The sequence below is a fragment of the Streptomyces sp. MK37H genome, from assembly GCF_018035285.1.
GTDB lineage: Bacteria > Actinomycetota > Actinomycetes > Streptomycetales > Streptomycetaceae > Streptomyces > Streptomyces endocoffeicus.
Genome location: NZ_JAAAYH010000069.1, coordinates 15,637 through 29,074, shown reverse-complemented (window position 1 = coordinate 29,074; position 13,438 = coordinate 15,637). Strand labels below are relative to the sequence as shown.

Genomic DNA, 13,438 nt, shown 5'->3' with positions numbered 1-13,438 from the left:
GCCATGCGGGAGAAGGAGGCCCGACCTGTCACAGTGTTGATCGGTCTCACCTCCTCGGTTCGCGGCAGCGCACGGCGGCACTGAAAGTATCACGAAGGGCTTGAGCGGCGACGGCCTGAATCGGGGGTCGGCGAGCGGTCGATACGCTCACCTCATGGGGCTGGACATCACGGTGATGATCGCCGACTGGTCATGGCTGGGGGAGGCCCCGCCCCGCGAGCGGCTGCCACGGTTGAGAGATGCCTGGTACGCCGACGAGCCCGGTCTGTGGGACCACGACGCGCCGACCGTCGAGGGCGACTGGGAGTGGCCGCGAGGACCGGCCGGCGCCTTCTTCGCCCTCTATGAATTCCGGCGCACCTGCGGCTCGTTCAAACCGCACTTCTGGGCGGGGGAGCGCTGGGAGGCCGTCCGCGACCATGTGCGACCACTGGTGCGCGCCGACGTGGACACCCTGCTGCTGGGGCTCATATGGGATGGGCCGGACGGCGAAGCCCAGTACATCGATCCGGGCTTCTTCAGCGACGATCCCACCGTCTCCTACGGCCTGCTGGTGGCCCGGTCGCCGGGCGGTGTGCGCGAACTGGCCACGACCTGGCATCGGATACGGCCCCGGCTCGACGGGTTGCGCGAGGTCTTCACCGAACACGCCGCCCAGCCGGGTGCCTGGATCGGCGAGTTCGATGAGTTCGCCGACCTGCTGGAGGACTGGGGCCGCGTCCTCACCGAAGCCGCGCGGCGGGGCTGGGGCGTCGTGGGCCTGAGCGAGTAGAGCACCGGTCAGTGGCCGCGGGTGCGCTCGGCCCCGTACTGCTCGTCGGTGATGTGCTCCAGCCAGGTGGTCTCCGGCCGGTCGTCGTCGGGAGCGGTGCCGTCCCACAGCAAGAGCCCGGACTTCGCCGGACTGTGGGAACGCTACGAAGTCACCGGCCGCAAGATGGCCACCAAGACCTTCCAGCACCCGCAGACCGGCAGGGTCACCCTCAGCTTCCAGGGCATGGCCCTCGAAGGCACCCCCGGCCACCGCCTGGGCGTCTACACCGCCGAACCCGGCACCCCCGACCACGACGCCATCCTCCTGCTCGACATGACCGCCCCGCACACCGAGCCGAGCCCGTCCGAGCGGCATCGATAACCGGCCGGACCGGGCGGCCACTCCATCCCCGAGCGCCCCGGCGTCAGCGGTCCCGGGCGGAGTGCTGGTTCCGCTGGTTCGGGGCGGACAGGGCCGGGATCTCGGGGTGGTCGCGCAGGGCCGCCACGACCGCGTTCACCGCGGCGCGCTGTGTCGTGCCGCGCCGCACCGCGATGGTGATGTTGCGGTGCACCGGTGTGCTGAGCTCACGGGTGGCGACGGCGTGGTCCGGGGTGATGGCGAGGGCGGGCAGCAGGGTGATCGACCGGCCCGACTCGACGTGTCGCAGCAGCATCAGATAGTTGCTGAACCGGCAGGCCACCCGGGGTTCGAACCCCGACTCCCGGCACAGCCGTACGGTCAGATCCGCCATGTACGACTGCGGTCGGTCACACGCCCAGGTCTCCTCCGCGCACGCCGCGAGGTTCACCGCCGTACGGCTGGTGAGCGGGTGGTCGCGCGGCAGCACCAGCACGATCGGGTCGGTTCCCAGCGGGATGATCTCGAGGTCCGCGCCCCATGAGAGGCCGACGTAGTCGGTGGTGGTGACGATGACGTCCGCCTCGCCCGAGCGGAGGGCCGGTCCGCCCTCGTGCGGCTCCAGCTCGATCAGTTCGAGGTGCAGCCGCGGATGGGTGGTGGCCAGGCGGGTCGCCGCCGGGACCGCGAGGGTGTAGATCGCGCTCTGGAACGCCCCGAGCCGGACGGTGCCGATGGGCTCGTCGTTCAGGGCGTGCAGCTCGGCCTCGGCCTCCGCCATCTGGTCCAGGATCTCCCGGCCCCGGCGGGCCAGCAGCAGTCCGGCCGGGGTCAGCCGCACCTTCCGCCCGGTCCGCTCGATCAGCCGGCACCGGGTCTCGGTCTCCAGGACCGCCAGTTGCTGGGACACCGTAGACGCGCTCAGGTGCAGCGTCTCGGCGACCGCGCGCACGGTGCCCAGGGTTTCCAGCAGGCTGAGCAGCCGCAGCCGACCCGAGTTGAGCATGGGCGCGATTCTACGGGCCCGCTGTCCGGTTCTGACGAACAGAATGGTCGGATCTGTGCGATGGACGCGCGCAGTGACGCATCCCTAACGTCGTTCGTATGGATCCCGAGACAGCCGGTGGCGCCGTGGAGCGCCACCTCATCCGTTATTCCGGCCGAGCCGCGTTCACCCCCGAGGTCATCGCCCGCGCCGCGGGCACCTCGGTGTTCACCGAGAGCGGCCGCGAGCTGCTCGACTTCACCTCCGGCCAGATGAGTGCGATCCTCGGCCACTCCCATCCGGAGATCGTCGCCACGGTGCGCGAGCAGGTCGCCCACCTCGACCATCTGCACAGCGGCATGCTCAGCCGCCCGGTCATCGACCTCACCCGGCGGCTGGCCGAGACCCTGCCCGACCCCCTCGAGAAGGCGTTGCTCCTGACCACCGGAGCGGAGGCGAACGAGGCCGCGGTGCGGATGGCGAAACTCGTCACCGGCCGCCATGAGGTCGTCTCGTTCGCCCGGTCCTGGCACGGCATGACCCAGGCCGCCGCGAACGCCACCTACAGCGCCGGGCGCAAGGGCTACGGACCCGCCGCGCCGGGCAACTTCGCGCTGCCGGTACCGGACCGCTTCCACCCCGACATCCTCGACGCCGAGGGCGTACTCGACTGGCGCCGCCAGCTCGACCTGGGCTTCGACCTCATCGACGCCCAGTCGGTCGGCAGTCTCGCCGCCTGCCTGGTCGAGCCGATCCTCAGCTCCGGCGGCGTCATCGAACTCCCGCCGGGCTATCTCGCCGCCCTGGCCCAGAAGTGCCGGGAGCGGGGCATGCTGCTGATCCTCGACGAGGCCCAGACCGGGCTGTGCCGCACCGGCGACTGGTACGCACACCAACACGAGGGCGTCGTTCCGGACATCCTCACGCTGTCCAAGACGCTCGGCGCGGGGCTGCCGCTGGCCGCCGTGCTGACCAGCCCGGAGATCGAGCAGCAGGCGTACGACCGGGGCTTCCTGTTCTTCACCACCCATGCCGGCGACCCGCTGCCGGCCGCCGTCGGCAACACCGTCCTCGACGTTCTGATCCGCGACCACCTCGACAAACGCGCGCGCGAACTCGGTACGGCACTGCGCGGGCAGCTCGATGAGCTCGCCACCCGCCACGATGTCGTCGGGGACGTCCGCGGCCGCGGGCTGCTGCTGGGCATGGAGCTGGTCGGTGACCAGGTGCTGGGCGCCGGTGGCGCCGACCGGATCGGTGCGGCCGTCACCCGGCGCTGCTTCGAACTCGGCCTGCACATGAACATCGTCCAGCTGCCCGGCATGGGCGGCACCTTCCGGATCGCGCCCCCGCTGACCGCGAGCGACGACGAGATCGCCCGGGGTGTCGCCATCCTCGACCAGGCGCTCACCGACGCCGTCCGGGACGTCTGACGCCATGTCATCCATCGTGACGGAGGCCGGATCGGGCGACGAGGCGCCGGCCATGGTCCGGGCACACCGCCCCGACGTGGCCGTCCTGGACATGCGGATGCCCGGGCGCGACGGGGTGTCGGTGGCGGCGCGGCTGAGCGACGAGCTGCCGGAGTGCGCCTCGCTGATCGTCACCAGCCACGCCGGGGCCGGGGCGCTGAAGCAGGCGCTGGCGGCGGGTGTGCGCGGCTTCGTGCCGAAGACGGTGTCCGCGCGGCGACTGGCGGAGATCATCCGTACGGTGCACACGGACGGCCGCTACGTGGACCACGAACTGGCGGCGGACGCGATCGCCGCGGGCGAGTCGCCCCTCACTCCCCGCGAGGCGGAAATGCTGTCCCTGGCCGCGGACGGGGCACCGGTGGCGGAGATCGCGTCCCGCGCCGCGCTGTCGCCCGGGACGGTGCGCGACTACCTGTCCGCCGCCGCGGCCGAACTCGGCGCGGAGAACCGCCATGTGGCGGCGCGGATCGCCCGCGAGCGCGGATGGCTGTAGGGGGGTTCGCGCCTTCTCACCGGACAGCCGCCAGCAGTCGTCGGCGATCGGTCAGCAGCCGGTCAGCGCGGGCGCCGGCGTCGGCGGCGGCCGACGAGGAGGGCGCCACCGGCCAGGAGCAGCGCCGCCGCGCCCGCGGTCACCCATGCGGCGGCCGTGTCGGCGGGCCGGGACTCCCCCCGTGCGCGGGAGTCGGAGGGGGTGGCCGCGGGCGACGGCCGGGCCGAACCGGTGGCGGTGGCGGCCTTGATGATGAGGTCGGTGACCGCCTGGGGGTGAGCGATCATGGCCACGTGGGAGGAGTTGATCTCCACGGTGTGCGAGTGGGCGCGCTTGGCCTGGAAGCGCTCCTGCCGGGGGTTGATGGTCTTGTCCTGCCGGGCGACGAGGAACCAGGACGGGATCTGCCGCCACGCCGCCACCTTGGCCTTCTCCGAGAACGTGGCCGTTGTGGCGGGCCGTTGGGTCACCGCCAGCAGCTTCGCCGTACTGGCCGGCAGGTCGGCGGCGAAGACCCGGTGGAGTTTGCTCCGCTTCAGGTACAGGTCCGTGCCCCGTACACCGCCACCGGCCCGGTAGGGCACCGCCTTGGTGGCGGTGGCGAGTTCGCTGGGGTAACGGGCGGCCAGCGACTGCCCGCTCTCCCCCTTGTCGGGCATCAGGGCGGACACGTACACCAGCGACTTCACCCGGGAGTTCCCCGCCGCGGCCGTGCTGATGACCGCGCCGCCGTAGGAGTGGCCCACCAGCACGATCGGGCCCTTGACGCTGTCCAGGACGGAGGCGATGTAGGCGGAGTCGGTGGCGAGGCCGCGCAGCGGGTTGGCGGGCGCGATGACGGGGTAACCGCGGTGCTCCAGCCGTTCGATGACACGGTTCCAGCTGGAGCCGTCCGCGAACGCGCCGTGGATCAGGACCACCGTGGGCTTACGGCCCGTCGCATCGTCCTGCGCGGCGGCCGGGGCCGCCACGGCCGCGCACACCGCCACGGCGCATCCGGCCGCCGCGACGCGTGCCCGGATCCGTCCGCGTGCCTGGATCCGTCCGCGTGCCTGGATCCGTCCGCGTGCCCGGATCCGTTCGCACCCGGAGCCGAGAGCCGGAGACGCCGCCATGGTGTCCTCGCTTCCCTGGAGGTCATCGCTGGAGGTCTTCACCTGAGGGCTGTGGCTCCTCAACGTTCGCCGGACCCGCGTCACGCGGCCGCACGGCAGCGTCCGACCGGGTGAGACGGCTGATCCATCAGGACGACACCTCGCCGGGCCGGCGCGCACCCATGGCCGCGAGCGGTGCGCCGTTCCGCGCCGCTCGGTGGCGATGACCTGGCGGTGACGGGCGCGCCCCGACGCCCGTCGTCCTGCCGGGGGCGTACCGCGCGGCGTCCGGAGGCATTCAGCGGATCCGATCAGCGTGTCGGGACGCGGCAGTCGAAGCGGCGGGGTGGGATGGGCACGTCGGTGGCCGAGTTCTGGCTCCGGCAGCGCCGTGCCACACACCCTCCCCGGCCCACCTCCGGAGACAGCGATGGGATCCCGACCGAAGCTGACCTGCCGTGGCGCTGCCGTGCTTCTCGCACTCGCCGCCGCCCTGTCCAGCTGTTCCGCACCGTCCCCGCAACCGCCGGTACGCCGAGAGCCGGCGCAGGGCGCCCCGCTGAAGGATCCGCCGGAACTGGTGAGCCACAACGGGCTCCTGCGGGCACGGATCGTCGTACAGCGGCGCAAGGTCGATGTGGCCGGCCGAAAGATGTGGGCCCTCACCTACAACGACCGCTATATGCCCCCGACGCTGCGGTTCCGCCCGGGCGACAAGGTGGAGCTGGACTTCGTCAACCGGGTGCGCCCCTACACCAACCTCCATGTGCACGGGCTGCATGTGTCACCCAAAGCTCCCGCCGACGACGTCCTGATCCATATCCACGCGGGCAGGACGTACCACTACCGATACCGGTTTCCCCCGGCCCTCAAGCCCGGCACCTACTGGTACCACTCGCACGCCCATCCCATGTCGGCGCCCCAGGTCGCCGGGGGACTCGCGGGTATCATCGTGGTCGACGGGGAGCGAAAGTACCTGCCGTCGGCGCTGCGCCACATCACCGAGCACACCATCGCGCTGAAGGACTTCCAGATCCAGGGCGACTCGGTCAAAACCGAGGGACTGAAGATCGGCGCGCCCACCAACCGGACCGTCAACGGCCAGCTCAACCCCACCATCCACATCCGCCCCGGTGAGGTTCAGCTGTGGCGGCTGGCCAACATCAGCGCGAACATCTACTACAAGCTCCGCCTGCGGGGTTATCGGTTCAGGGTGATCGGACGGGACGGATTCCCCGTCGACACCACCTTCACCAGGGACACGCTCCTTTTCGCGGCCGCCACCCGCTTCGACGTGCTGGTCACCGGTGGCCGGGCCGGTCGCACCGTGCTGGAAACACTCCCGTACAACACCGGCCCGGCCGGCAACCAGTTCCCCCGCGCGAAACTGGCCACCCTGGTCTCCTCGGGGAAGCCGGTGGCACCGGTGGCCATGCCCACCACCTTCGCGCCGCCGGAGGACCTGAGCCACCTCCCGCTCGCCCGCCGGCGCACCATCGTGTTCTCCGAGAACAAGGCGGGGACGGAGTACTACATCAACGGCAAGCAGTTCGACCCGCACCGGGTGGACCTCAGATCCAAGCTGAACACCACCGAGGAGTGGACCGTCGTCAACACCAGCGACGAGGAGCACTCCTTCCACGTGCACACCAACCACTTCCAGTTGATGAGCATCAACGGCGTACCCCACCACGGCCACAGCCTCCAGGACATCGCCAACGTTCCGGCCAAGGGCAAGCTGGTCGTCCGGATCCGCTTCACCAACTACACCGGGAAGACCGTCCTGCACTGCCACATCCTCAACCATGAGGACAAGGGCATGATGGCCATCCAGCAGATCGTCGAGTAACCGGGCCGGTGGGTCTCCCACGAGCTTCGCGCGCCGTCCTTGTACTGCCTTTGCCTCGAGTTCGCCGGGCATTGGCCTGAGCTTGTTTGCATGCAGGAATGGACCACATCACCTTCTTGGTGGCGGTCGTCATCGTCACGGCCCTCGCCTTCGACTTCACCAACGGATTCCATGACACGGCCAACGCGATGGCGACCTCCATCGCCACCGGCGCGCTCACCCCCAGAACCGCGGTTCTGGTGAGCGGGATCCTCAATATCGTCGGTGCCTTCCTGTCCACCGAGGTCGCGAAGACCATCTCCGGTGGCATCGTCGACGACTCCCTGGTCAGTCCAGGCATGATCTTCGCGGGGCTGGTCGGGGCGATCCTCTGGAATCTGCTGACCTGGCTGGTCGGGCTGCCGTCGAGCTCGTCGCACGCCCTGTTCGGCGGGCTGATCGGGGCCGTGTGGGTGGGTGCGGGCTCTCATGGCGTGCACTTTGACAAGGTTGTCGAGAAGGTTCTGATACCCGCGGTGGCCTCGCCGGTCGTGGCCGGTATCGCCGCGCTGCTGGCCACCTACCTCGCGTACCGGCTCACCGACCGGGCCCGCAAGAAGTCCGTGACCAAGGGCTTCCGGGCCGGTCAGATCGCCTCGGCCTCGCTCGTCTCCCTTGCACACGGCACCAACGACGCACAGAAGACCATGGGCGTCATCACGCTGGCCCTGATCTCGACGGGTGCCCTCGGCCACGACGCCGGTCCGCCGCTGTGGGTGATCGCCTCCGCGGGTCTCGCCATCGGCCTCGGCACCTACCTGGGCGGCTGGCGGATCATCCGCACCATGGGCAAGGGCCTGACCGAGATCCAGTCCCCGCAGGGCTTCGCCGCCGAGACCGCCTCCACGACCGTCATCCTCACCTCCGCCCACCTCGGCTTCGCCCTGTCCACCACCCAGGTGGCCTCCGGCAGCATCCTCGGCGCGGGCCTCGGCCGGCGGCTGGCGGAGGTGCGCTGGGGCGTCGCGGGCCGCATGGTGATCGCCTGGATGGTCACCCTGCCCGCCGCCGCGCTGGTCGGTGGTGTCTCCGCGAGCGTGGTCACGAACGGTGGAAACCTCGGCGCGGCGGTCGTCGCGCTGATCGGCGCTGCCCTCGCCGCCGGCATCGTGCTCCTCTCCCGCCGTAACCCCGTGGACGCGAAGAACGTCAACGACGCCCACGAGGTCACCATCCGCAACGAGCCGCCGGCCAAGGTCGGCACGGCCGCATAAGCCCTCGATTTCCGGAGAGTTAAAACGATGCATCTCGACTGGACCGCACTCGGCCAGGTCACCGCGGTGAGCATCGGCGTCACCATTGCCGTGGTCACCGTCTTCGCCCTCGGCGTCCTGGGCCTCGCCCGCGTGGAGGCGGCCCGTGAGGCGAACGGCACCGGCTCGACCCTGGGCCTCACCCAGGCCGGACTGTGCTTCGTGGCGTGCGCGGCGGTGGTGGCCTACGGGATCTACCTGATCGTGCCCCAGTTCCACTGAGAACGGAAAGGAAGGACTGCATGACAACGCCGCCCTTGCTGTCCGAGCTGGCCGACCTGACGGTCGACTACAGCGACCACGACGATCCCGTGCTCATCCGTCCGGACGGAAGCCCGGTCGACACCTGGCGGGAGAACTATCCCTACGCGCACCGCATGGAGCGCAAGGAGTACGAGTGGCACAAGCGGCTGCAGCAGATAGAGCTGCTGAAGCTGCAGAGCTGGATCAAGGCGACCGGACGCCGACTCGTCATCGTCTTCGAGGGTCGGGACGCGGCCGGCAAGGGTGGCACCATCAAGCGCTTCACCGAGCACCTCAACCCGCGTGGCGCGCGGGTCGTGGCGCTGGAGAAGCCGACCGAGCGCGAACGTGGCCAGTGGTACTTCCAGCGGTATGTGGAGCATCTGCCGACCGCGGGTGAGATCGTGCTCTTCGACCGGTCCTGGTACAACCGGGCCGGTGTCGAACGGGTCATGGGCTTCTGCTCGCAGGACGAGTACCGGCGCTTCATGCGCCAGGCGCCGCTCTTCGAGCGGATGCTCGTGGACGACGGCGTGGACCTGGTGAAGTTCTGGTTCTCGGTGTCCCAGAGCGAGCAGCGCACCCGCTTCACGATCCGCCAGGTGGACCCCGTACGGCAGTGGAAGCTCAGCCCGATGGACCTCGCCTCGCTGGCCCGCTGGGACGACTACACCGCCGCGAAGGTCGCCATGTTCCGCGAGACGGACACGGAGTACGCGCCCTGGACGGTGGTCAAGAGCAACGACAAGAAGCGGGCGCGCGTGGAGGCGATGCGCAGTGTGCTCGCCCGTTTCGAATACTCGGACAAGGACGAGGAGGTCGTCGGCACCCCCGACCCGCGCATCGTGGGCGCGGCGGCCGGCCTGCTGGAGGAGGGCGAGGACGACACGAACGACACCGACCACGCCACCGAGGACACCGCCACCGGTCGCTGACGAGCACACCGAGGACGAGCACACCGAGGACGAGCGCACGGACGCCGGACGCCAGGGCCGGGCCCGCACACCCGGGCCCGGCCCTGGCGCGCGGTGGCGCGTCGGACCGCCCCGGGTTGTCCGGTCAAGCTGCCCGTTGTCTCCGGCATCGTTCAGACCAGGTGCCCAGTCGAAGCCGCTACACAGAGATTGCCGAGGTGCTCGCCGCCGAGACGGCAGACCAGCCGACTGACGTCCGCGTCGCCAGCGAGCCCGAGATCGCCGCCCGCTTCGGCGTCAGCCGGGCGGCAGCCCGCTCCGCTCTCCAGGAGCTGGAAGGCTGCCGGAGCTGGACGCGGCCGTGCACGCCGTGGAGTCGCTGGATGCCATCCTGCGGCAGATGTGCGGGGTGGCCCCGGCGCGCTCCTGGTGCCGGGTGAGCAGTGTGCTGCCGGACCGGCGGGTGGCGGAGGGGCTGGAGACGGCGTACAGCCCGGCCCCCGTCGCCCTGCCCCTCCACCCGGGCGACGGGCCCGCCGTTCACCGCCGGCGGCGCCGGACGTACAGCCGACGACCCTCCGGGCCGGTCCACTCCAGCCGGACGACACCGGGCACGGCGGCGTCGGCGATACGCGACGGGTCGGACCAGTAGCCGAAGTTCGGGTTGCGGAAGAACGTGGCCCACAGGCGGCCGCCGTGGTCCACGAAGACGTTGTTGTGGCCGGCGCCGACACCCGCGGTCCACCGCTTGGAGTACGGCCCCTCGAAGCGGTCCGAGACGGCGATGACGGCGTCGTAGTGGTATTGCGTACGGCCCGGACCGGGTGGGTCGTAGGCGTAGCGGGTGCTGCCGTCGGGATTGGCCGACGTCCGGTTCCACGCGGCCTGGAGGAGGTAGTACGAGCCCTCGTACTTGAACACGTACGCACCCTCGAGATACGGCTCGGGGGAGTAGGGCCGCTGCCGGAACGTCGGGAGGCCGCTCGTCGGGACGATGTCCTCCATGTCGTCCCGGAACCTCGCGTACAGGTTGTTGTGCAGCACGAGCCACGCGTCGTCGCCCTCGGTGAAGAGGCTGCCGTCGATGTGGTGGTACGCGCCGGGCTCGATGAAATCCGGCCCCCCGATGAACGGCTCGCCGAAGGGCTTGTCGTGATTGCCCTGGATGAGCCGGTACGGGCCCTCGATCCCGCCCTCGCTCACCAGCAGGAACGACCCGACCTTCCGGGAGTGGTCGCCCATGCACGCGACGATGTACCAGGTGCCGCGGAAGTGGTGCAGCTCCGGGGCCCAGACCTCGCCGCGCTTGCCGAACCGCTCGTCGTACCAGTACTCCTGCCACGGGGCGACGACGGTGCGTCCGGGCCGGTTCTCGCCGACGAACTCGGGCGACCACACCTTCCCCCGCTCGGCGCCGGGCCGGATGCCGGTCGTGTCGACCAGCTTCCAGGGGCCCCGCGGGGACGGGGCCACCCACACGAAGATGCCGTCGTTCCACGGGGCGGCGGCAGTGAGCCCGGGCACGCGGGTGGTGCCCGTGGCCACGTAGACCGGGCGGCCGTCGACGACGAAGCAGTTGACGTAGGTGTCCCGCATCCAGACCAGGCCGCGCTCCCGGTCGCGGGGGCGCGGCTCGAGCGGGAGGATGAAGGAGTTGTCCTCGCGCGGCCACAGGTCCGGGCGGGTGTCCGCGAGGCCGTAGGGGTCGGGTTCGGGCCAGTTCGACGGGTAGCGCCGCATCGCGGCGGCTTCCGGGGGCGATGCCTGGGCGGCGCCGGGCAGTCCCGCCGCCACGCTCAAGGAACCCGCGACTCCGGCCAGCAATGTGCGTCTGTGGATGGGCGGCCTGTTCTCGGAGCTGGTTGGCATGAGCACAGCATGCGGAGGCCCGCTGATTTTCGTCAAGAGCCAGGAAAAAAGATGACGCGACGAGGACCGGGTACCCGATGTGGGGCGTCCGGAGGGTCCGGACGCTTCGCCCGGAAAGGCGGTGGCTCATGGATCTGCCCCGTGCCCGTGCGCACGGCACCGTGACCCAGCGGCTCATCGATGATCATCTGTTGTCCGGCCGGATGGAGCCGGGGGAGGAGATCGCGCTGCGGGTGGACCAGACGCTGACGCAGGACGCCACCGGCACGCTCGTGATGCAGGAGCTGGAAGCGCTGGCCCTGGACCGGGTCCGTACCGAGGCCAGCGTCCAGTACGTCGACCACAACATCCTCCAGGCCGACGAGCGCAATGCCGAGGACCATCTCTTCCTGCGCTCGGCCGCCCGCCGCTTCGGCCTGTGGTTCTCCAAACCCGGCAACGGCGTCTCCCATCCGACCCATATGCACCACTTCGGCGCCCCCGGTAAAACCCTGGCCGGTTCCGACTCGCACACCTGCGCCGCCGGTTCCCTGGGCATGCTGGCGATCGGCACCGGCGGCCTGGAAGTGGCGCTCGCCATGGCCGGACGGCCGCTCCACCTCACCATGCCGAAGGTCTGGGGCATCCGGCTGACCGGGGAGCTGCCCCCGTGGGTCAGCGCCAAGGACGTGATCCTGGAGCTGCTGCGCCGTCACGGGGTGCAGGGAGGCGTCCATCGTGTCCTGGAGTACCACGGACCCGGGCTGGCCTCCCTCACCGCGATGGACCGCCACGTCATCGCCAACATGGGGGCGGAACTCGGCGCCACCACCACCGTCTTCCCCTCGGACGGGGCGGTGCGCGACTTCCTCGACGGGGTGGGGCGCGGCGATGACTTCGTCGAGATCACCGCGGACGAGGACGCGTCCTACGACCTCGACGAGGAGATCGACCTGTCGTCACTGGAGCCCCTCATCGCACGGCCCACGTCCCCGGGAAACGTCGTGCCGGTCAGGGAGGCCGCCGGGGAGCCCATCGCCCAGGCCGTCATCGGCTCCTCCGCCAACCCCGGATTCCGCGACTTCGCCGTCCCGGCGGCCATGGTGGCCGGGCGCCAGGTCCCGGCCGGGGTGAGCTTCGACATCAACCCGACATCCCGCGAGATCCTCCAGGACCTGACGCGCAGCGGTGCGACGTTCGACCTGATCGCCGCCGGTGCCCGTATCCACCAGTCGGGCTGTCTGGGCTGCATCGGCATGGGGCAGGCCCCGGCCACGGGAAGCAACTCCCTGCGCACCTTCCCGCGCAACTTCCCCGGTCGCTCCGGCACCGCGGACGACGCGGTGTGGCTGTGCTCACCGGAGACCGCCACGGCCTCCGCGCTGACCGGCGCCATCGCGGATCCGCGCGACTGGGCCGACCGCGTCTCGGCGGCGGCCCCTCCCACGCCGGAGGCCCCCGACCCGCCCTCGAACAACGACGCCATGCTGGAACCACCGCTGCCACCGGACGAGGCCGCGCGCGTCCAGCTGGTACGCGGCCCCAACATTTCCGCACTGCCGGAGCTGGATCCGCTGCCGGACAGCATTCACGGCCCCGTCCTCCTCAAGGCCGGTGACGATGTCTCGACCGACGAGATCTCCCCGGCCGGGGCGGACGCCCTGCCCTACCGCTCCAACATCCCCAAGCTGGCGGGATTCACCCTCATCCGACTGGACCCCGACTACCCGCGGCGCGCCGAGGCGGTCCGGGAGGACACCGGGCATCTCATCGTCGCCGGTGCGAACTACGGCCAGGGCTCGTCCCGCGAACACGCCGCCATCGCCCCGCGCTACCTCGGACTGCGAGCCGTCATCGCCAAGTCCTACGCCCGCATCCACTGGCAGAACCTGGTCAACTTCGGTGTGCTGCCGCTCGAATTCGAGGATCCCGCCGACTACGACCGCGTCGGCCCCGACGACCGGCTGCATATGTCCGGTCTGCGCGAGGCCCTCGCCCCGGGCGGCGAACCGACACTCCGCGTCCGCAACGCGACCCGGGACGAGGAGTACACCGTCCGCCACCGCCTCTCGCCCCGGCAGCGGGAAGCGGTGCTCGCGGGCGGTATCATCCCGGCTCTCGCACCCTGAGG

The 13,438-nt window shown here is 70.6% G+C and carries 11 protein-coding genes and 1 pseudogene; 9 read left to right on the top strand and 3 right to left on the bottom strand.

The genetic code is table 11. The annotated features are described in order from the left end of the window. Nucleotides 1-154 precede the first annotated feature (154 nt). Together GWI24_RS13090 and GWI24_RS13080 are read left to right on the top strand one after the other, a co-directional pair. The gene (locus GWI24_RS13090) at nt 155-772 is read left to right on the top strand and encodes a hypothetical protein (protein ID WP_210946124.1); all 618 of its coding nucleotides are present in this window, start codon (nt 155-157) and stop codon (nt 770-772) included. 111 nt (nt 773-883) lie between these two features. Then, nucleotides 884-1,135, top strand: a pseudogene (locus GWI24_RS13080) (transcriptional regulator); the annotation flags it as partial. Nucleotides 1,136-1,178: 43 nt separating this feature from the next. Here the strand turns inward: GWI24_RS13080 and GWI24_RS13075 are convergent. Then, nucleotides 1,179-2,120, bottom strand: a complete 942-nt coding sequence (locus GWI24_RS13075) for a LysR family transcriptional regulator (protein ID WP_210946123.1) — start codon at nt 2,118-2,120, stop codon at nt 1,179-1,181. A 98-nt stretch (nt 2,121-2,218) separates the two neighbouring features. Here GWI24_RS13075 and GWI24_RS13070 point away from each other — a divergent pair, with 98 nt between their 5' ends. Both GWI24_RS13070 and GWI24_RS13065 read left to right on the top strand, forming a co-directional pair. Next, nucleotides 2,219-3,532 (top strand): aspartate aminotransferase family protein, encoded by a 1,314-nt coding sequence (locus tag GWI24_RS13070; protein WP_210946122.1) that lies wholly within the window; start codon nt 2,219-2,221, stop codon nt 3,530-3,532. A gap of 4 nt (nt 3,533-3,536) precedes the next feature. After that, entirely contained in the window at nt 3,537-4,067 is a 531-nt protein-coding gene (locus GWI24_RS13065) for a DNA-binding response regulator (protein WP_210946121.1), read from the top strand. Between the two features lie 62 nt (nt 4,068-4,129). Here GWI24_RS13065 and GWI24_RS13060 read toward each other — a convergent pair whose 3' ends face one another. Then, the gene (locus tag GWI24_RS13060; protein WP_308343632.1) at nt 4,130-5,224 is read right to left on the bottom strand and encodes an alpha/beta hydrolase; all 1,095 of its coding nucleotides are present in this window, start codon (nt 5,222-5,224) and stop codon (nt 4,130-4,132) included. Nucleotides 5,225-5,741: 517 nt separating this feature from the next. Between GWI24_RS13060 and GWI24_RS13055 the strand changes: the two genes are divergently transcribed. The 4 genes from GWI24_RS13055 (at nt 5,742) to ppk2 (ending at nt 9,480) form a co-directional block, all read left to right on the top strand. Next, nucleotides 5,742-7,010 carry a multicopper oxidase family protein gene (locus tag GWI24_RS13055; RefSeq protein ID WP_308343631.1) on the top strand — a complete coding sequence of 423 codons (1,269 nt, stop codon included), beginning with the start codon at nt 5,742-5,744 and terminating at the stop codon, nt 7,008-7,010. A 98-nt stretch (nt 7,011-7,108) separates the two neighbouring features. Then, a complete protein-coding gene (locus tag GWI24_RS13050) occupies nt 7,109-8,263 on the top strand; it encodes an inorganic phosphate transporter (RefSeq protein WP_210946119.1) in 1,155 nt (384 codons plus the stop codon). A 27-nt stretch (nt 8,264-8,290) separates the two neighbouring features. Further along, nucleotides 8,291-8,524 carry a hypothetical protein gene (locus GWI24_RS13045; RefSeq protein ID WP_210946118.1) on the top strand — a complete coding sequence of 78 codons (234 nt, stop codon included), beginning with the start codon at nt 8,291-8,293 and terminating at the stop codon, nt 8,522-8,524. Nucleotides 8,525-8,544: 20 nt separating this feature from the next. Beyond that, complete coding sequence (gene ppk2, locus GWI24_RS13040) at nt 8,545-9,480, top strand: polyphosphate kinase 2 (RefSeq protein WP_210946117.1); 936 nt, start codon at nt 8,545-8,547, stop codon at nt 9,478-9,480. A gap of 519 nt (nt 9,481-9,999) precedes the next feature. Here the strand turns inward: ppk2 and GWI24_RS13035 are convergent. Beyond that, on the bottom strand, nt 10,000-11,328 hold the full coding sequence (locus GWI24_RS13035) for a family 43 glycosylhydrolase (protein ID WP_210946116.1): 1,329 nt from the start codon (nt 11,326-11,328) through the stop codon (nt 10,000-10,002). 128 nt (nt 11,329-11,456) lie between these two features. On the opposite strand from GWI24_RS13035, the gene GWI24_RS13030 reads away from it, so the two are divergent. Next, entirely contained in the window at nt 11,457-13,436 is a 1,980-nt protein-coding gene (locus GWI24_RS13030) for an aconitate hydratase (protein WP_210946115.1), read from the top strand. Nucleotides 13,437-13,438: the final 2 nt, after the last annotated feature.

Coding starts and splice junctions, on each gene's coding strand:
- GWI24_RS13035 (WP_210946116.1), bottom strand. CDS start 11,328: ATGCCAACCAGCTCCGAGAACAGGCCGCCCATCCACAGACGCACATTG.
- GWI24_RS13090 (WP_210946124.1), top strand. CDS start 155: ATGGGGCTGGACATCACGGTGATGATCGCCGACTGGTCATGGCTGGGG.
- GWI24_RS13030 (WP_210946115.1), top strand. CDS start 11,457: ATGGATCTGCCCCGTGCCCGTGCGCACGGCACCGTGACCCAGCGGCTC.
- GWI24_RS13065 (WP_210946121.1), top strand. CDS start 3,537: ATGTCATCCATCGTGACGGAGGCCGGATCGGGCGACGAGGCGCCGGCC.
- GWI24_RS13045 (WP_210946118.1), top strand. CDS start 8,291: ATGCATCTCGACTGGACCGCACTCGGCCAGGTCACCGCGGTGAGCATC.
- ppk2 (WP_210946117.1), top strand. CDS start 8,545: ATGACAACGCCGCCCTTGCTGTCCGAGCTGGCCGACCTGACGGTCGAC.
- GWI24_RS13050 (WP_210946119.1), top strand. CDS start 7,109: ATGGACCACATCACCTTCTTGGTGGCGGTCGTCATCGTCACGGCCCTC.
- GWI24_RS13070 (WP_210946122.1), top strand. CDS start 2,219: ATGGATCCCGAGACAGCCGGTGGCGCCGTGGAGCGCCACCTCATCCGT.
- GWI24_RS13075 (WP_210946123.1), bottom strand. CDS start 2,120: ATGCTCAACTCGGGTCGGCTGCGGCTGCTCAGCCTGCTGGAAACCCTG.